Genomic DNA, 17460 nt, shown 5'->3' with positions numbered 1-17460 from the left:
CTTACGATGGTGGCAAGCAGACGGAGCCTGCCTTTCGAACTTATACCTGCACTCTGGCGGGCCGACGCGAAATCAAGAAATGCGATCCATTCGAAAGTTTTTCTTTATTCTGCAATTCGAACCAGGACGCCGGGATTCATCGTGCCCTGCGGGTCGAACGCGCCCTTCAGCCGCGCCATGAGTTCCCGCTCCACAGAACTGCGATTCCGCTCGGCCATGGCGATCTTGGCGCGCCCAAGCCCATGTTCCGCCGCGAAGCTGCCCCCCATCTCGGTAGCGAGCGCAGCCAGCGCCTCGGCAAATTGTCCCGCCTTGCCGTCGAAATCGGCGCGGCCTTCCGGCGGCGACAGATTGTAGTGGATGTTGCCGTCGCCGAGATGCCCGAATGGGTTGATCCGCACGCCGGGCAGGATGTCGTCGCAAATCTCGGCGCCGGTCTCGATGAAGCGGGCGATGGCGCCCGGCGGCACCGAGATGTCGTGCTTCAACTGTTCGCCTTCCAGCCGCTGCCCCTCGGGTTGTTCCTCGCGCAGCCGCCAGAATTGCGCCCGCTGGGCGCCCGAGTTGGCCAGCGCGCCATCCACGACCAGACCTTCCTCCATACCCCATTCCAGTGCCGAAGCGAGGATCTCGTCCAGCGGAACGCGCGCCGAACCTGACGCCAGTTCGACGAGCAGGTAGACGTCGCCTCGTGTTTCCAGCTGGTAGGCGAGATCAGGCAGATGCTTGAGCGCCAGCGTCAGGCCGACATCGGAGAAGAATTCGAGCCCGGCAAGGAACTCGCCGGCCTCGCCGCGCAGATAGGTGCCGAAGGAAACGGCCGCGGCGAAGTCGGACATTACCAGAAGCGCGCTCGCCTGTTGTTTTGGGGTGGGATAGAGCCTGAGGACAGCGCGCGTGACGATGCCGAGCGTGCCTTCGGCACCGCAGAACAGCTTGCGCAGCTGATAGCCGGCATTGTCCTTCTGCACCGCGCGAAGGCCGTCCCACATCGCGCCGTCCGGGGTCACGATTTCGAGGCCGAGCACAAGGTCCTGCATCATGCCATAGCGAAACGCCTGGCTGCCGCCGGCATTGGTGCCGATCAGGCCGCCGATCCTGGCGCTGCCTTCGGCGCCGAGATGCATCGGGAACATCAGGCCATGCGGCTCCAGCACGTCGTGCAACGCGGCGAGCACAACGCCCGCGTCAACCGCAATCGACCCGCTCTCCGGATCCGGTTCGCCTATTGCCGTCATGCGCGAAAGCGAGACGATCACCGCGCTCGCCCGATCGGCGACGGCGCCGCCGCATAGGCCGGTGTTTCCGCCTTGCGGAATCACGGCCAAGCCCGCCATCCGGCATGCCTTGACGACTGCTGCAACTTCGGCCGTGTTTGCGGGCCTGGCAACGCCCAAAGGCGCGACGCCATAGCGGTTCAGCCAGTCGCGCTGATAAGGCTCGGCGTCGGTGCCCGAAAGCCAGCCTTTCGGTCCGAGAATCTCGCGCAAAGCGGTCACGGGGTCGGTCATTGCGATACCTGCGATGTGTGGCACGCCGCGTATAGACAGCAGCGGCGCCTGGCTCAATGACCCAGCACCTGCGACAAGAATTGCCGGGTGCGCTCGTTCCGGCAAGAGGTGAAGAACTGCTCCGGCGGCGCCTCCTCGACGATTTCGCCGCTGTCCATGAAAATGACGCGGTCGCCGACGCGGCGCGCGAAGCCCATCTCGTGCGTGACACAGATCATCGTCATGCCGTCCGAAGCAAGGGTCACCATGACGTCCAGCACTTCGGCGATCATTTCCGGGTCGAGCGCCGACGTCGGCTCGTCGAACAGCATGAGCTGCGGCTGCATGCAAAGCGCGCGCGCAATCGCCACCCGCTGCTGCTGGCCGCCGGAGAGCTGTTCGGGAAACTTCGTCGCCTGCTCGGGAATGCGGACCTTCTCCAGATAGCGCCGGGCGGTCGCCTCGGCCTCGGCGCGCGGTCGCTTGCGCACGATCATCGGTGCGATCATGCAGTTCTCCAGCACAGTCATGTGCGGGAACAGGTTGAAGTGCTGGAACACCATGCCGACTTCGCGCCTGATCCCGTCAATGTTGCCGACATCGTCGTTGATCTCGGTGCCGAGCACGGTGATGCGCCCGCCATTGTGCTGCTCGAGCCGATTGATGCAGCGGATCATGGTCGACTTGCCGGAGCCCGAGGGGCCGCAGACGACGATCTTTTCTCCGCGCTTCACGGAAAGGTTTATGTTCCGCAGCGCGTGGAAAGAGCCGTAGTATTTGTCCAGGTTCTCGATATGAACCGCGGCGCCGGATGACTGCGTCGAAATCACTTTGCGCGCCTCCTTACCGTTCGCCGACCGACATGCGGCGCTCGAGGTAAGCACCGTAGCGGGACAGGCTGAAGACGAAGACGAAATAGATCAACGCAATGAAGGCATAGACCTCGACATAGGCGAAGCGCCATTCGCCGGTGCCGTAGGCGGCATTGCCGGAGGCGAGGATCTCGAAGAAACCGACGATAACCACCAGCGAGGTTTCCTTGAACGAGATGACGAACTGGTTGATCGTCGCCGGCAGCGCGTTGCGCATGGCCTGCGGCAGGAGGATGCGGCCGATGCGCTGCCAGTAGCTCATGCCCAGCGCCATGGCGGCTTCCTCCTGGCCCTTCGGAACGCCCTGCATGCCGCCGCGCACGATCTCGGCCTGATAGGCCGAGAAGAACAGGGCCGAGCCGAGAATGACCCTATACAGCTTGTCGCCTGCCATCCATTGCGGCAGCGCGAAGGGCAGCACGACGGCAAAGGTGAAGAGAATAGAGATCAGCGGCAGCGAGCGCACTCCGTCGATGATCAGGCCCGTGGTCCTGGATATCCAGGGCAGCTCCGAGCGGCGCAAGAGAGCCAGGCAGATCGCCAGCGGGAAGCCGATCAGGCAGGTGGTGACGAAGATGAAAAGGGTGAGCGCCAGCCCGCCCCAGGCTTCCTCGCCGACATAGGGAAGGCCGAACACGCCGCCTTTCATCAGCACATAGTAGAGCGCCGATCCGGCGCCCCAGACGAGCGCGATGCGGCTGCCGGTCCAAAAGGCCGGAATGCAGCTCAGCACGGTCATGACCACGACGGCCACACAGGCCAAGGCCGAGCGCCATTGCTCCTCGAAGGGATAGAGGCCGAAAAGGATGATGCGCCACCTGGCGGCAATGACCGACCAGCAGGCTCCTGCCGCCGCCTGGCAGGCCTCGGGCCCGCCGCTGGTGGTGAACACCGCTGAGAACACCGCCCAGTTCAGCAGCTTCCAGAGGACAAAAGCCATGATCGTCAGGGATATCAGCGACAACAGCGCCTGCAGCGGCGTGGCGAAGAAACGGCGCCTCACGTCTTCGAGCTTGCCAGGGGCAGGGGGAGCGACAATTACCATCTCCATCACTCACCCCCTCAACTGATTGCCCTTGAGGGCAATGGTTTTGTTGATGCGGTTGAACACGGCGGCCAGGCTGAGATTGATCGCCAGGAACCCTGCCATCAGGATACCGATCGCTTCCAGCGTCTGGCCGGAGTGGTTGATGGTCAGCGCCACGATCATGAAGAAGTCGGTGAAGCCCACCGCAATGCCCATTGTCGTCGCCTTCATCAGCCAGACATACTGGTTCGCGAGGATCGGCAGCATGGCACGCAGCGCCAGCGGCAGCCGCACCAGCGTGAACACGCGCCAGGGGCTCAGCCCCAGCGAAAGTGCGGCCTCCATCTGGCCCTTCCCGACGGCCTTGAAGCCGCCACGCACGATCTCGGCGATATAGGAGCCGCCATAGATGGCGATCGCGATGGCCAAAGCGGAAAATTCGGGAGGGATGCGCAGGCCACCCTTGAGATTGAGACCTTGCAGGGCAGGGAAGTCGAGCAGCGGCAGGTCCGGCAGGCGACCTAGCGCAAGGACAATGACTGCGCTGGCCAGTGCCGTCGCGGCCGCGGTCAGTTGAATGCCGAGCCGCTCGCCGGGCGGTTGGCTGAGGCGCGTGGTCCGGCCCAGCCAAACCGGCAGCGCGATCGCGGCGATTACAGCAAGGAAAGCTGCCGCAAACGCGACGCCGCCGACATTGGGGACCGGCACATAGAGGCCGCGGCTGGTCAGCAGCATGCCGAAGGCCTCGTGCGCGGCGCGTGGCGTCGGCAGATGCGTGATGACGGCGTACCAGAAGAAGACCTGGAGGATCAGCGGGATGTTGCGGAAGATGTCGACATAGGTGCGGCCAAGCAGCCGCGCCAGTTCGTTCGAGGAAGTCCGCGCCAGGCCGACGATGGTGCCGACGATCGTCGCCAGGATCAGCCCGGTGCATCCCAGGAATAGCGTGTTGATGACCCCGATGAGGAAGAACCACCAGTAGGGGTCGTTGGCGGTGGCGGGCAGCAGCGAGAAGTTGACATCCCAGCCCGTCGACTTGAACAGGAAGTCGAAGCCGGAGGTGATGCCTTGCTGCGCCAGGTTCCGCCGGGCAATCATCACGCAGGCAAGGATCATCGCAGCAAGCGAGCCGACATAAAGAACCTGTAAAAGCGTATTGCGGACCCTCTGATTTCTTAGCAGGCTGACCATCATGGTCGTCCCCGAATTGTCGCCGGCTCCGCCTGGCGGTGCCAGGCGGAGCTCAGAGCGAGCTGCGTTAAGAGGTGGAGTCAGTCGATCACCAGCGGGAACAGGACGCCGCCATTGTTCCACAGGTTGGTGAGCTCGCGATCCATCTTGTAGGGCGACTCCTTGCCGAGATCGCGATCGAAGATCTCGCCGTAGTTGCCAACCTTCTTGATCACGTTGTAAGCCCAGTCGTCAGGAAGTCCGAGACCCTTGCCCATGCCTGGCGCGGCACCCAGGAACTTGGCAACTGCCGGCGACGTGGGCTTGGCCTTGATCTCATCGACATTTTTGGATGTGATGCCTTCCTGCTCGGCGAAGAGCAGGGCCGAGAGCGTCCAGTTGGCGACGTCGACCCAGTTGTCGTCGCCTTGCCGCACGATCATGACCTCGGGTTCGACGGCGAGCACGTCGGGCAGGATCACGTGGTCGTCGACCTTGCCCTTGGCGACACGCGCGATTGCGAGAACTGGCCCCCACTGGGCATACATGTCGCAGCGCCCCGAAAAGTATGCTTGCTCGAGCTCTTCCGTCTTTTCGATGACGACAGGCTCCAGCTTGATCCCGACCTTCTGCGCATAAGCCGCGACCTGCTGCTCGATGGTCGTCCCCGCGGGGATGCAGATCGAGCCGCCATCGGCGTCCTTGAGCGACTTCAGATTGAGCTCCTTATGCGCCATCACCTTGGTCGTTCCGAGGTAATAGGACATCGAGAATTGCAGGCCGAGCTCGGTATCTCGGCTGAGCGTGCCGCCCGACGCCTTGATGATGATGTCGACGTCCCCCGACTGCAGCGACGGCCAGCGCTGCGCCCAGCTGATCGGGACGATCTTCAGCTTGGCCGGGTCGCCGAGCACGGCGGTCGCCACCGCCTTGCAGAGGTCGATGTCCATGCCCTTCCAGTTGCCCTTGTCGTCTACCTCGGCGAAGCCGAGATAGGAGCCGTCATGGCCCGTGCAGTTGAGCAAGCCGCGCGCCTTCACCGTTTCCAGCGTCTTGCCGCCCGCCGCCTCGGCAGGCGCCGCAAAATGAACCAGGCCAAGGGCCATGGCTGCGGCCCCCCATTTCCTCATTTTCATGTTTGTTGTCTCCACTGTTGAGGTTCACTTGTTCTTGTTGTTGGAGGCCCGAAACACGCGCTTCGGCCCTCGGTCGCGAAGCCGCTCCTAATCGGAGAGCGGTGTCGGTTTCGGCAGAGAAAGCTTGAGGTCGCTGCCCCAATCCTGCTGGACGAGCCAGCGATGCAGGGCGGCCACCGCCTTCACGCGCAGATGCCCGCGCGGCATGACGAGGTAGAAGCCGGGGACTTCTTCCGGCTTCATGTCCGAGAGGGCGTCACGGCCAAGTGGCGCGACCAGCGCGCCCGACCTGAAGTCCTCCTCGGCATCGATGACGGAAACCAGGCCGACACCGATGCCTTGGAGCGTCGCACGGCGCATGGTGGCGGCGTCATCGAACCCGATGCTGCGGTCGCCCTCAGCCAGTTCCACTCCGAGGTGCCGCAATATGTCGGGCCACAGCCGCTTCGACTTGACGGTGTCGAGGAGCGTGAACCGCGTCAGGTCCTGCGCCGACTTGATCTTCTCGCCGATCGCCGGGGTGCAGCATATGATCTTCGGGTCCGGCACCAGCAGCGTGGTCTCGTAGTCCGGCCAGTTGCCATAGCCCCACTGCACCGTCATATCGATGTCGTCACGCCCGAAATCGGGCAGGTCGACCATCGTCGTCAGGCGCAGATCAGCGCCCGGCAGGATCTCGCGGAACAATGAAAGACTGGGCAGCAGATAGTGCGTTGCGAAGTAGGGGCTGGCATTAAGATTGATGCGGTCCCGGTAGTTCGATTTGGTGACGCGGCGAACGCCTTCGGAAAATTCGTCGAAGCCGGCTTTGACATAGTGCGAGAGCAGGATCGCCGACTCAGTCAGTTCGATCGAGCGCCCCTTGCGCTCGAACAGCGTCACCTGCAGCGTGTCTTCCAGGAGCTTGATCTGCTGGCCGACGGCTTGCGGCGTCACCAGGAGCTCGTCGGCGGCCTGCCGGAAGCTCTTGTGCTGTGCGACGGCGTGGAAGACGCGAAGCGCATTGAGCGAAGGAAGGCGAAGCTTGCCGGTCATCGTGAGGTCCGCCTCCTTTCGTTCGAGACTCCGTTGATCATGCACTGCTGGATTTCAGACGCCGCCGGCTTATGAAAACCGATTCAGGCGTAGATGTAACCGCCTGAGACGATTACGTTTTCACCGGTCATATAGGTGTTCTTCGGGCCGCCGGTCATGAGCACCCACTCGGCGATCTCGGTCGGCTCGGCGCCGCGGCCGAGCGGGCTTGCCTTGGTCAATTCCTCGAGAAAACCGAGCGCCTTGGCCTTCTCGGTGGCCATGCCGGCGGGCGCGACGGAATTCACCAAAATCCCGTCCTTGGCGACGTGATGGGCAAAGGAGCGCGTGAGGCTGACGACGGCGGCCTTGGTCGCCGCATAATGGGCGTTCTGCGGATGCGCCTTGAAGGCGTCGACGGAAGTGAGGTTTACGATCCTTCCACGCACATGCGCTTTTGGCTCTTGCGACTGCATGTGGCGAACGGCCGCCACCATCATGTGGTACGTGCCCTTGATGTTGATGCCGTTGGAGGCGTCCCACTCGGCGTCGGTGATCTCGAGGAGCGGACGCCGAGGATAGATCGCGGCGCAATTGATCAGCGTGTCGACGCGCCCGAGCTTCGCGACAATGGCGTCGAAGGCGGCGTGACACTGCGGTCCGACCTGGATGTCGCAAGCTGCGGCAGCCGTGGGCAGGCCCTTGGCTTTCGCCGCGTCGAGAGCGCTCTCAGCGGCTTCCTGGTTGATGTCGATGATGGCGATCTTTGCCGCCCCGGCCTCCACAGCCATGCGGGCGAGAAGGGCGCCAAGGCCGGCGCCGCCGCCGACGATCAGAACGGAAAGATCCTTCATCGCAGTTTTCCTTACTTGGTGCCGCTGGGCGAGGTCGGCCAGGTCGGCATGATGTCGAAACGGGTAACGTCGGCCCATGCGGGGAGCGCCAGCACAGCGACGACCATCCTGCCCACGTCGTCCGGCTGCACTACTTTTCCGGCGTACATCGCCGCCCGGGCGTCGGCGTCGAGGATGCCTTTGTAGAGCTGCGTCTCGACGCGACCGGCGACGATCTCGGTGACGCGTATGCCGGACGGCGAGAGGTCGGCGCGCAAGGCAGCGGCAAAGCCGGAGATCGCCGCCTTGGTGGCCGAATAGACGGCGATGTTGGAATAGGCCGCGTGGCCGGCGGTGGAGCCGGTGAACAAGATGTGGCCGGACTGGCGCTCGCGCATCTGCGGCACGACGAGGCGGGTGAGCAGGATCGCCGCGCTGAGGTTCACCTCCAACGTGGTGTCGATGTCTGCGATCGTCATGTCGGCGAAATTGCCGAGCGGCGGCATGATGCCGGCGTTGTTGATCAGTACATCGATTGTGAGATCGGCCAGGACCGATTCCAAAGCCTCGCGGTCGGTAACGTCAACGGCGATCGGCAGGATGCCAGGACGCTCGGCCTGCAGTTCTTTCAGCGCCGCCTGGCTGCGACCGACCGCATAGACGTCGTAGCCGGCGTCGCTCAACGCGATGGCGATGGCTCGCCCAATGCCGCTCGTCGCACCTGTGATGAAGGCTGTCGTCACGTGGGCTTCCCCTATTGCTGCGGCCTCGACCGGTGCCGCGAAACCAAGAAAAGCAGCAAAAAGGAAAGATAAACTTTCGAGAGCCTTTCCGGCAGCTCAAACGTTCCACGCTGCCTGCGCGGCCTCCAACGCTGCGAACCAAAGGAAAACAATCCCGTCGGCGCGCGGGAGAGGGTTTCCGGTCGCCGGTGGAACAAAAACACGGCTTTCGCAACGCGCGGCAAGTCGCATTCGGTGCTCACGCGAAGGATCGAACCCGTCCCGGCCTTAACCGGCCGTTGGTGCAGGCCTTTTCATTTCGGTGAAGAGCGAGGCTGCGGCGGCCTTTTGCTCCGCGTCGGTCGCCTCGACTCCGGAAGCCCGCGCCAGGGCTCGAACGCGCCCGAGGCTGTTGTGCAGATGCTTGCGCATGGCCTGGCGAGCCTTGCCGCCGTCCTGTCGTTCGATGGCATCGACGATGGCTTTGTGCTCGCTGTGGATGCGCGCGTAATAGCTGTCCTTCAGCGCTGGCTCGACGACGTAGCCGAGCTGGAAGCGCGGCACGATCATCGGTCCGAGATAGGCCAGGAAGCCATGGATGAATTCGTTGCGCGCGGCTTTGGCGATCGCGAGGTGGAAATCGTAGTCGTAGTGGATCTGGACGGCTGCCGGGTCCGCCTGCTGCGCGTCGATGTCATCCATCATGGCACGGATGTCGCTCGCCTCCTTGTCGGTGCGGCGTTCGGCGCATAGCCCGGCGGATTCGACTTCGACGCTCAACCTGAGCTCGAGCAAGGCGATGGTTTCCGGCAAGGTTCTCAGCGCCTCGTCCGGGATCGAGAAATTGCGCGGCACGGGCGTTTCGCTGACGAACATGCCGCGTCCCTGCTGCGGCACCACCATGCCCTCGGAGCGCAGCCGCGCCACGGCTTCGCGCACGACGGTGCGGCTGACATCGTATTCGGCGCAAAGCTCCGCCTCGGTCGGCAGTTGCGCGCCCGGCTGCAACTCACCGGAGCGGATTTTTTTTGCCAGGCTCTCCGCCACGAGGGTGGAAAGCGGCTTGCGCTTCGTCATTCAGGCCTTCCGTTCAAGTCCAGACTAGGGCCGTTCAAGTTCAGATTCGGGATGATGCCCGAACCGGCGAGACCATTCAAACCGCCGCGGTGACGATCAGTTCGACCAGCATGCCGGGCTTGGCCATCCGCCCCTCGCCGGAAGAGCGTGCCGGCGCATGCTCTTTCGGCATCCAGGCGTCCCAGACCGCATTGACCTCGTCGAAATCCCGCACGTCGTCCAGCCACATCTGGACGTGGAGGATGCGGGTCTTGTCGGTGCCTGCCGCGGCGAGCAGCGCATCGATCTTGGCGAGCACCTCGCGCATCTGGTCGGCCGCCGGTTGGCCCGGCCTGGCAACCTGGCCGGTCAGGTAGAGCGTGCCGTTGTGGATGACGCCATGATGGATGCGGGTGTCGAAGTCGAAGCGCTGGATATCGCCCACTGGTTCTTCCTCGTCAGATTGCCGGCGTCTGCCGGATGGGGTTGCCCTGCAGGTACTGCGCGTACGGCGCCTGGACGAGCCAGCCGGCATCGACGGGCAGCGTAACGCCGGTGATCGAGGCGGCACGGTCGGAGCAGAGGAACAGCGCCGCCTCGGCGACATCGCGCGGCTCGACGAAGCGGCGCAGCGCGGTGGTGGCCTGGATCGCTTCCGGGTTGCGTTCGCCCTTGGCGATCCTGGCCTTCAGCCCGTCGGAGAGGGTATAGCCCGGCGCTACGGCGTTCACACGGACTCCATGCGGGCCGAGTTCGGCAGCCAGGATCTGGGTGAGCGCCAGCACCGCATGCTTTCCGGGCGTGTAGGCCGGAAGCGACAGCGGCGCGAAGGAGGCGAGCGAGCCGACATTGAGGATCGCGCCGCGTCCGGCGGCCGACATCAGCCGGCCGAACAACTGGCAGCCAAGCAGCGTGCCGCGATAGTTGATCCGCCACATCTGCTCGTCTTCGGTGAGGTCCTGGTCGAGCACATGCTTGCCGCTCTGCAGGATGCCGGCGCAGTTGACCACGACATGAGGGGTGCCGAACGCATTGCTGACGTCTTGCGCCAGCGCCTCGACGGAATCGGGATCGCCGACATCGGTCTGGACAAACACGGCGCGTGGGGCGCCGGCGCTCTCGCAGGCCTCGGCGGCTTCCTTGCCGCGGCTCGCGTCCCGGCCGGCGACGACCACCTGGTAGCCTTCCTCGGCGAAGCGCTCCGCAATAGCGCGGCCGATCCCGGACGTGCCGCCGATGACGACCGCGGTCGAAGCCTCAGCCATTGTGGCGCTCCTTTCGCTCGATGTCGAAGAATGCGGCCATGGCCTCGACCTGGAAGTCCATCATCGGGCGTCCGGGCTGGATGCGGCAGCCGATCTCTTTCGCCGCCTTGAGCAGGGCCGTTTCGGCCGGCTCCATGATGATGTCGACCACGGTCATCTCCGGCGTCAGCTTGTTCACATCCATCGGCAGCGGATCGCCGGCCTTCAGCCCGGAGGGCGTCGCGTTGATCGCCATGTCCATTCCGGACGGATCGGGTTCGCCGACCTCGATGCGGCAATCGGGGAACGACCTGCTGACCAGCGAAGCGAGCTTTTGCGCGCGTTCCCTGTCGATGTCGGCGAGGCGGATCTCCGTCGCGCCTTCCTCGGCGAGGCAGTAGGTCAGCGATGCGCCCGCACCGCCTGCGCCGACCTGGAGGATGCGCCGGCCGGCAATCCGGTGTCCGCCGGCCTTCAAGCCGTCGATGAAGCCGACGCCGTCGAAATTGTCGGCATACCAGGTGCCGTCCGCCTGCCGGCGCACGGAATTCGCGCTCTGCACGCGCGCGGCGCGATCGTGGGCGGCGGCGCATTTGTGGTAGACCGGGACCTTATAGGGCACCGAGATGATGACGCCGCGGATGTTCTCCGCCGCCGTGATGCCGGCCCAGAAAGTATCGAAGTCTTCCGGACGGCAGCTCAGCGGCACCATCAGGCTGTCGAGCCCCTTCTGCTCGAAGATCTCGTTGAAGATGCCAGGGCTTTTCGCGTGGCCCACGGGATGGGCCAGCATGACGAAGACATCGGCCTTGCCGGTTCCGCGCATCGGTTATTCCTTTCCGTTTGACAGTTCATGATCGCTCAGGACCTCGAGAGCCCGGACGAGCGACGAGTGGTCTGCTTCCGCGCCGCCCGGGCGGGCCGCACAGGCATTCATCAGTTGCTGCGACAGCGCCGTGCTCGGCAGGGCGGCTCCAAGCGCGCGGGCGCTTTCGAGCGCGAGGTTGAGATCCTTCTGGTGCAAGCGGATGCGGAAGCCCGGCGCGAAGGTGCGGGCGATCATGCGCTCGCCATGCACTTCGAGCACGCGGGACGAGGCGAAGCCGCCCATCAGCGCGCTTCGGACCTTCGCCGGATCGCAGCCCGCTTTGCTGGCAAAAACAAGCGCTTCGGCAACGGCTTCTATGTTGAGCGCGACGATGATCTGGTTGGCTATCTTGCAGGTCTGGCCGGCGCCGTTCTTCTCGCCGATCAGGGTGATATTCTTGCCGAGCTTTTCGAAGATGGGCAGCGCGCGCTCGAATTCGGCAGCCGGCCCGCCGACCATGATGGTGAGACTCGCCGCTTTTGCGCCGACCTCGCCGCCGGAGACCGGTGCGTCGAGGAAGCCGCCTCCCGCTTCCCTGAACTTCGCCGCGAATTGCGCGGTGGCGATCGGGCTGATCGAGCTCATGTCGATGACCAGCTTGCCGGCTGAAATCCCTTCGAGCACGCCACCCGGCCCGAGCAGGACGCGCTCCACGTCGGGCGTATCGGGCAGCATGGTGATGATGATTTCGCAAACCCGCACCACTTCCGCCGGGGAAGCCAGCACCGACGCTTTCAGATCGGCAGGCAGAGGAGAGCGATTGAGCACCGTGACGATCTCGTGCTCGGCATCGGCAAGATGCCGCGCCATCGGCGCGCCCATGACGCCAAGTCCGATGAAACCGATTTTCATGCGCAACTCCCGTGCTCGCCAGAGCGTCTTGCAGCTCAATGGAGGCGTATGATATAGGACATCATACAAATTTCAATGCCTCTTCCACTGGAGACCGATCGCAAATGCAAGAGCGCGTCAATTCGCTGAAGGCGGCCGTTAAGGCCGGCCGGCCTCATATCGGCATCTGGTGCTCGCTGGCTTCAGCGCTGACCACAGAAGTGGTGGCTGGTTCCGGAGCGGGCTGGCTGCTGATCGACGGCGAGCACAGCCCCAACGATCTGCGCAGCATCATGGCGCAGCTTCAGGTCGCGGCGGCATTTCCGTGCGAGGCGGTGGTGCGCCTGCCGTCCGACGATCCCAACCTGATGAAGCAGGCCCTGGATGTCGGTGCCCGCAGCCTGATGATTCCGAATGTGCGCACGCCGGACCAGGCGCGCGCAATCGTCGCGGCGATGACCTATGCTCCGGGCGGCTTCCGCGGCTTCTCGGTCGGCCATCGCGCCAACGCCTTCGGCCGTATCGCCGGGTATCATGCGAAAGCGCGCGAGCAGCAGCTGTTGGCCGTGCAGATCGAGGACGCGGCCGGCGTCGCCAATGCGGCTGAGATCGCAGCGGTGGAAGGCGTGGACGTTCTGTTTGTCGGGCCCGGCGATCTTTCCACGAATATGGGTGCGATGGGCAATCCCGGCGCTGCGCATGTGCAGGAAGCGATCGCTTCCGTGCGCAAGGCCTCGGCCGCGGCAGGCAAGGCGAGCGGGATTTTGGCTCCCGTGAAGGCCGACGCCGACCGTTATCTCGCCGACGGCTTCACCATGGTTGCCGTCGGTTCCGACCTCGGCCTGCTGGCGCGGGGCTCGGACGCCCTGATTGCGTCCTTCAACCTCTAGACTCGGGAGACGGCCGTGGCGATCCCCCCTTACAAAGCACCCTCGCGCTACGCCTACGACATCGTCATCGTCGGCGGTGCCGTCATCGGCTCGTCGACGGCATATTGGCTGAGCCAAGCGCTGGGCAGCGGCGCCTCGATCCTCGTGGTCGAGCGCGACTCCAGCTACGAATTCTCCTCGACGGCGCTCTCCACCAGCGCCATCCGCCAGCAATATTCCAATCCGATCAATGTGAAGATCAGCCAGTTCGGCATCGAGATCATCCGCGGTTTCCAGGAGCGGATGGCGCCCTTCTACACGAACGAGCCGGCGCCCGATCTCGGCTTCAAGGAGCACGGATATCTCTATTGCTGCTCGCCGGAAGGCGTGGAGGCGGCCAAGGAGCGGGTCGAGCTGCAGCGCAGCCTCGGCGCCCACACCGTCTTCCTCGAGCCGGGTCCGCTGAAGGAACGCTTCCCCTGGCTGAATGTCGACGACCTCGGCGGCGGTTCGTGGGGTGCGCGCGAAGAGGGCTGGTTCGATTCCATGGGCATGTTGAACGGCTTCCGCCGCGCCGCCCGCGCCAGCGGGGTCGAGTACATCGACAATGCCGTGACCGGACTGGATGTCGTCGATGGGCGGGTTGTCTCCGCTCGGCTGGCGACCGGCGAGACAGTCGCTTGCGGAACCCTGGTCAACGCCGCCGGCCCGCGAGCGCAGCAGGTCGCTGCCATGGCCGGCCTTTCCATCCCGGTAGCCCCGTACAAGCGCTACAGCTTCGTCTTCGCCAGCGCCAACCCGATCCCTGGGCGAATGCCCAACGTCATCGACCTTTCCGGCACTTTCGTGCGCCCGGAAGGCGAGCTCTTCCTTACCGGCAACACGCCGCAGGGCGACGGGCCGGCCGATTACGACGATTTCGAAATGCATTTCGAGGAGTTCGACGACTATATCTGGCCGGCGCTGTGGCACCGCATTCCGGGCTTCGACGCGCTCAAGGTCCAGACCAGTTGGACCGGCCACTACGAATACAACATGCTCGACCACAACGGCATCGTCGGCTTTCACCCGGAGGTGAAGAACTTCATGTTCGCCAACGGCTTCTCAGGGCACGGCCTGCAGCAGTCGCCGGCGGTCGGCCGGGCGGTGTCGGAGCTCATCGTGCACGGCGCCTTCCAGACGCTGGACCTTTCACCGTTCTGTTACGAGCGCATCCCGCGCAATGAACCGTTCCTGGAAGAAGCGGTGATCTGAACGGTTCGGGAGAATTTCACTCGGCGGCCTGAACGTGCCGGGCGTCGATGATCGCCCTTATCTCCGAGCGGCACGAACCGCAGTTGGTGCCGGCGCGCAGCGTCGACCCGATCGCCTCCAGACTGTCGCAGCCCGCAGCGACCGCCGAAGCGAGCTGGTTGACGCCGATGTGGAAGCATGAGCACACGACCCGCCCGATGGCGGGCATCGGCGCTGGTGAACGCCCGGAAAGAAGCGCATGGCGATCGCCTGCCGACAGCGGCTGGCGCGTGGCCAGCAGCGAGATCAGCCAGTCGCGCGTCGGCAACTGGTCTGGAGCCGCGACGAGCACGGCCTCAGCCATGGCGCCGCCTTCGTCGATCGCAGCGGCGCGATAAGCGAGCCCGCGGCGGTCGGTGTATTCGAGCAGTTGATCCTGCCGTTGGACGCCGAGCAGCTTGCGCGCCAGAAGAATGCCCTGGTCCGGTGGCTCGGTCCCCGTCAGTTCGTAGACCCAGCCGCCTTCGACCGTGTAGCGGCTCCAGTGGACGAAACCCGTCGGCCTGAGATTGCGCCGCGTGATGAGCACGCCGGCCCATCCAGTGTTTTCGCGCACGATTCTGGCTGGGACATGCTTCAGTTCCGGCTGGCCGGAATGCGGGTCGGTAACAGGCGAGGACAGCAGGCCGGCGGCGGCCCTGGCCGCGAACTGGCCGCTCCAATGCATGGGCATGAAGGCATGGCCGCGCCGCTGCGCGTTGGTCACACGTACTCTCGCGCGCACGAAGCCGAAGCGCGTCGACAGATGGGCAAGGTCGCCATCCTTGAGCTGGTGCGCGGCTGCATCCGCCGGATTGAGGTCGACCGCCGGTTCGGGCGCGTTGGCCATCAGGCGCGGCACGGTGCCGGTACGCGTCATGGTGTGCCATTGGTCGCGCAGCCGGCCCGTGTTCAGGGCAAGCGGATAGTCCGCATCGACTGTGAACGCCGTCGCCTCCTGCCGCACCGGCACGAAACGCGCACGGCCGTCCGGTGTCGGGAAACGACCGTCGGCAAACAATCTCGTCTGGTACTCGCGCCGTTCTGGTGTCGGCCAGTGGCGCGGCGCGAAGCCGGCATAGCCCGCATCGCTCATATCCGCCAGGCCGCCGAGATCGAACAGGCGCCCCCCATTGTTCTCGAAAGCCGAGAGCGCGGCATGCTCGCGGAAGATTTCGGCCGGGGTCTGGTAGGCAAAAGCATCGCCGAAGCCCATGCGCGCGGCGACCTCGCAGATGATGCGCCAATCGGCTTTCACGTCGCCCGGCGACCGCATGAACGGCCGCTGACGCGAGAGGCGCCGTTCCGAATTTGTGACCGTGCCGTCCTTCTCGCCCCAGGCAGCGGCGGGCAGCAGCACGTCGGCATAGCGCGTGGTGTCGGTGCGGGTCACATCCGAAACCGCGACGAAATCGCATTTGGACAGGGCGGCGCGCACGCGCGACGCGTCCGGCATGCTCACCGCGGGATTAGTGCCCATGATCCACAGCGCCTTGATGCGGCCGTCGGCAACCGCCTGGAACATGTCCACGGCCTTCAGCCCGCCGCGTCGCGCGATTCCGGGCGCCTTCCAGAAGCGGGAGACCCGCTCGACAGCGGCCTGATCCGCGAAGTCCATGTGCGCGGCAAGTTGGTTGGCGAGGCCCCCCACCTCGCGGCCGCCCATGGCGTTCGGCTGGCCCGTGACCGAGAACGGCCCCATGCCTGGCTTGCCAATGCGGCCGGTGGCGAGGTGGCAGTTGAGGATGGCGCTGACCTTGTCGGTTCCATGTGCCGACTGGTTGACGCCCTGGCTGTAGACGGTGACCGTCCGTTCGGTGCCGGCGAAGATCTCATAAAAGGCCTGGACATCCGTGGCCACCAGCCCGCAGCCTTTTGCGACGCGCGCGACCGACGGCGCATCGGCACCGGCCAGCGCGGCAGCGGCTTCGAAGCCCGATGTGCTGGTGCGGATGAAATCCGCGTCGATCTTTCCGCTCTGGACGAGATGCGCCAGAAGGCCGTTGAACAAGAGCACGTCCGTGCCCGGATCAAGCGCCAGGTGCAGGTCGCATTCGTCGGCCGTGGCGGTGCGGCGCGGATCGATGACGACGATCCTGGTTCCGCGTTCGCGCTGCGCCGCGAGCATGCGCTGGTAGAGCACGGGGTGGCACCATGCGGTGTTGGAGCCGGTGAGCACGATCAGATCGGCGTGCTCGAAATCCTCATAGACACCGGGAACGATGTCCTCGCCGAAAGCGCGGCGGTGGCCGGCGACCGACGACGCCATGCACAGCCGCGAATTGGTATCGATATTGCCCGAGCCGATGAAGCCTTTCATCAGCTTGTTGGCGACGTAGTAATCTTCGGTAAGCAACTGGCCGGAGACATAGAAGGCGACCGAGTCCGGCCCATGCTCGGCAATCGCGTCCGAGAATTTCGCGGCGACGAGGTCGAGCGCTTCGTCCCAACTCGTCTGCCTGCCTTGGATTTCCGGCTGAAGCAAGCGGCCATCGAGGCCGAGCGTCTCGGCAAGCGCGGCACCCTTAGAGCAAAGGCGGCCGAAATTGGCCGGGTGCTCGGGATCGCCGCGGACGGTTGCCTTGCCACCCGCGGCGATCTCGGCCACCACGCCGCACCCCACCCCACAATAGGGGCAGGTGGTCCTCACCTCGCGTGCTTCTTCCATGGCTCAGGCTGCTTTCGAGGCCAACGCTTCGAGCGCAATGAACAGCCGTTCGCCTTCGATCCTGACCGGGATCGTCCTAACCGAGCCTTCGTCGGCGCCGAGCGCCTTGCCGGTCTCCAGCGAGATCACCCAATTGTGCAGCGGGCAGGTCACCGCCGCGCCATGGACGATGCCCTGGCTGAGCGGCCCGCCTTTGTGCGGGCAATGGTCTTCGATGGCGAAGACCTGGTCATCCGCGGTGCGGAAAACGGCGATCTTGCCTTGCGGGGTGGCCACGCAACGCGCGCCGCGGCGAGGGACGTCGGAAACGGAGCCGATTGCGATCCAGTTCATTGGGACACTCCCGTGTTTGCTTGATAGGCGAGCGTCCAGGATGGCGCGAACTTCT

17 protein-coding genes are annotated in these 17460 nt (G+C 64.7%); 2 read left to right on the top strand and 15 right to left on the bottom strand.

The features are described from left to right. Positions 1 to 104: 104 nt before the first annotated feature. The 13 genes from EOD29_RS02675 to EOD29_RS02615 all read right to left on the bottom strand — a co-directional run bounded on the left by EOD29_RS02675 (position 105) and on the right by EOD29_RS02615 (position 12284). Positions 105 to 1511, bottom strand: coding sequence for an FAD-binding oxidoreductase (locus tag EOD29_RS02675; RefSeq protein ID WP_127245859.1), 1407 nt, complete (start codon positions 1509 to 1511; stop codon positions 105 to 107). Positions 1512 to 1564: 53 nt separating this feature from the next. Then, a complete protein-coding gene (locus EOD29_RS02670) occupies positions 1565 to 2320 on the bottom strand; it encodes an amino acid ABC transporter ATP-binding protein (RefSeq protein WP_127245858.1) in 756 nt (251 codons plus the stop codon). 13 nt (positions 2321 to 2333) lie between these two features. Then, entirely contained in the window at positions 2334 to 3413 is a 1080-nt protein-coding gene (locus EOD29_RS02665) for an amino acid ABC transporter permease (RefSeq protein WP_127245857.1), read from the bottom strand. Positions 3414 to 3416: 3 nt separating this feature from the next. Beyond that, positions 3417 to 4583, bottom strand: a complete 1167-nt coding sequence (locus EOD29_RS02660; protein ID WP_245322400.1) for an ABC transporter permease subunit — start codon at positions 4581 to 4583, stop codon at positions 3417 to 3419. Between the two features lie 77 nt (positions 4584 to 4660). Then, positions 4661 to 5695, bottom strand: a complete 1035-nt coding sequence (locus EOD29_RS02655) for an amino acid ABC transporter substrate-binding protein (RefSeq protein ID WP_127245856.1) — start codon at positions 5693 to 5695, stop codon at positions 4661 to 4663. An 87-nt stretch (positions 5696 to 5782) separates the two neighbouring features. Next, entirely contained in the window at positions 5783 to 6730 is a 948-nt protein-coding gene (locus EOD29_RS02650) for a LysR substrate-binding domain-containing protein (RefSeq protein ID WP_127245855.1), read from the bottom strand. An 83-nt stretch (positions 6731 to 6813) separates the two neighbouring features. Continuing rightward, positions 6814 to 7563 (bottom strand): SDR family oxidoreductase, encoded by a 750-nt coding sequence (locus EOD29_RS02645; protein ID WP_095802281.1) that lies wholly within the window; start codon positions 7561 to 7563, stop codon positions 6814 to 6816. 11 nt (positions 7564 to 7574) lie between these two features. Beyond that, positions 7575 to 8285, bottom strand: coding sequence for an SDR family oxidoreductase (locus tag EOD29_RS02640; protein ID WP_127245854.1), 711 nt, complete (start codon positions 8283 to 8285; stop codon positions 7575 to 7577). 267 nt (positions 8286 to 8552) lie between these two features. Beyond that, positions 8553 to 9341: a FadR/GntR family transcriptional regulator gene (locus EOD29_RS02635; protein ID WP_164746953.1), complete on the bottom strand. Its 789-nt coding sequence runs from the start codon at positions 9339 to 9341 to the stop codon at positions 8553 to 8555. Positions 9342 to 9417: 76 nt separating this feature from the next. Then, on the bottom strand, positions 9418 to 9765 hold the full coding sequence (locus tag EOD29_RS02630; protein WP_127241747.1) for a RidA family protein: 348 nt from the start codon (positions 9763 to 9765) through the stop codon (positions 9418 to 9420). A 13-nt stretch (positions 9766 to 9778) separates the two neighbouring features. Next, entirely contained in the window at positions 9779 to 10585 is an 807-nt protein-coding gene (locus tag EOD29_RS02625) for an SDR family oxidoreductase (protein ID WP_127245853.1), read from the bottom strand. Then, complete coding sequence (locus EOD29_RS02620) at positions 10578 to 11390, bottom strand: shikimate dehydrogenase (RefSeq protein ID WP_067328798.1); 813 nt, start codon at positions 11388 to 11390, stop codon at positions 10578 to 10580. Before EOD29_RS02620 ends, EOD29_RS02625 begins: the two co-directional genes overlap by 8 nt. A gap of 3 nt (positions 11391 to 11393) precedes the next feature. Next, positions 11394 to 12284, bottom strand: a complete 891-nt coding sequence (locus tag EOD29_RS02615; RefSeq protein ID WP_127245852.1) for a 2-hydroxy-3-oxopropionate reductase — start codon at positions 12282 to 12284, stop codon at positions 11394 to 11396. 104 nt (positions 12285 to 12388) lie between these two features. On the opposite strand from EOD29_RS02615, the gene EOD29_RS02610 reads away from it, so the two are divergent. Together EOD29_RS02610 and EOD29_RS02605 are read left to right on the top strand one after the other, a co-directional pair. Beyond that, on the top strand, positions 12389 to 13153 hold the full coding sequence (locus EOD29_RS02610) for an aldolase/citrate lyase family protein (protein WP_095824992.1): 765 nt from the start codon (positions 12389 to 12391) through the stop codon (positions 13151 to 13153). Between the two features lie 15 nt (positions 13154 to 13168). Beyond that, on the top strand, positions 13169 to 14386 hold the full coding sequence (locus EOD29_RS02605) for an FAD-dependent oxidoreductase (RefSeq protein WP_127245851.1): 1218 nt from the start codon (positions 13169 to 13171) through the stop codon (positions 14384 to 14386). A gap of 16 nt (positions 14387 to 14402) precedes the next feature. Here the strand turns inward: EOD29_RS02605 and EOD29_RS02600 are convergent, their stop codons facing one another. Continuing rightward, entirely contained in the window at positions 14403 to 17072 is a 2670-nt protein-coding gene (locus EOD29_RS02600; protein ID WP_127245850.1) for a nitrate reductase, read from the bottom strand. Between the two features lie 3 nt (positions 17073 to 17075). Then, positions 17076 to 17405: a nitrite reductase small subunit NirD gene (gene nirD, locus EOD29_RS02595; RefSeq protein ID WP_095824989.1), complete on the bottom strand. Its 330-nt coding sequence runs from the start codon at positions 17403 to 17405 to the stop codon at positions 17076 to 17078. Between the last annotated feature and the right edge of the window lie 55 nt (positions 17406 to 17460).

The sequence above is a fragment of the Mesorhizobium sp. M1A.T.Ca.IN.004.03.1.1 genome, assembly GCF_003997555.1.
In the GTDB taxonomy this organism is placed as follows: Bacteria; Pseudomonadota; Alphaproteobacteria; order Rhizobiales; family Rhizobiaceae; genus Mesorhizobium.
The sequence above is the reverse complement of the archived record's forward strand: the minus strand, read 5'-3'. Positions and strand labels throughout refer to the sequence as shown.

Excerpts from the sequence above, each read along its gene's own strand:
- EOD29_RS02620 (WP_067328798.1), bottom strand. The coding sequence starts at position 11,390 with ATGCGCGGAACCGGCAAGGCCGATGTCTTCGTCATGCTGGCCCATCCC.
- EOD29_RS02665 (WP_127245857.1), bottom strand. The coding sequence starts at position 3,413 with ATGGAGATGGTAATTGTCGCTCCCCCTGCCCCTGGCAAGCTCGAAGAC.
- EOD29_RS02625 (WP_127245853.1), bottom strand. The coding sequence starts at position 10,585 with ATGGCTGAGGCTTCGACCGCGGTCGTCATCGGCGGCACGTCCGGGATC.
- EOD29_RS02610 (WP_095824992.1), top strand. The coding sequence starts at position 12,389 with ATGCAAGAGCGCGTCAATTCGCTGAAGGCGGCCGTTAAGGCCGGCCGG.
- EOD29_RS02635 (WP_164746953.1), bottom strand. The coding sequence starts at position 9,341 with ATGACGAAGCGCAAGCCGCTTTCCACCCTCGTGGCGGAGAGCCTGGCA.
- EOD29_RS02645 (WP_095802281.1), bottom strand. The coding sequence starts at position 7,563 with ATGAAGGATCTTTCCGTTCTGATCGTCGGCGGCGGCGCCGGCCTTGGC.
- nirD (WP_095824989.1), bottom strand. The coding sequence starts at position 17,405 with ATGAACTGGATCGCAATCGGCTCCGTTTCCGACGTCCCTCGCCGCGGC.
- EOD29_RS02615 (WP_127245852.1), bottom strand. The coding sequence starts at position 12,284 with ATGAAAATCGGTTTCATCGGACTTGGCGTCATGGGCGCGCCGATGGCG.
- EOD29_RS02655 (WP_127245856.1), bottom strand. The coding sequence starts at position 5,695 with ATGAAAATGAGGAAATGGGGGGCCGCAGCCATGGCCCTTGGCCTGGTT.
- EOD29_RS02650 (WP_127245855.1), bottom strand. The coding sequence starts at position 6,730 with ATGACCGGCAAGCTTCGCCTTCCTTCGCTCAATGCGCTTCGCGTCTTC.
- EOD29_RS02675 (WP_127245859.1), bottom strand. The coding sequence starts at position 1,511 with ATGACCGACCCCGTGACCGCTTTGCGCGAGATTCTCGGACCGAAAGGC.
- EOD29_RS02600 (WP_127245850.1), bottom strand. The coding sequence starts at position 17,072 with ATGGAAGAAGCACGCGAGGTGAGGACCACCTGCCCCTATTGTGGGGTG.
- EOD29_RS02660 (WP_245322400.1), bottom strand. The coding sequence starts at position 4,583 with ATGATGGTCAGCCTGCTAAGAAATCAGAGGGTCCGCAATACGCTTTTA.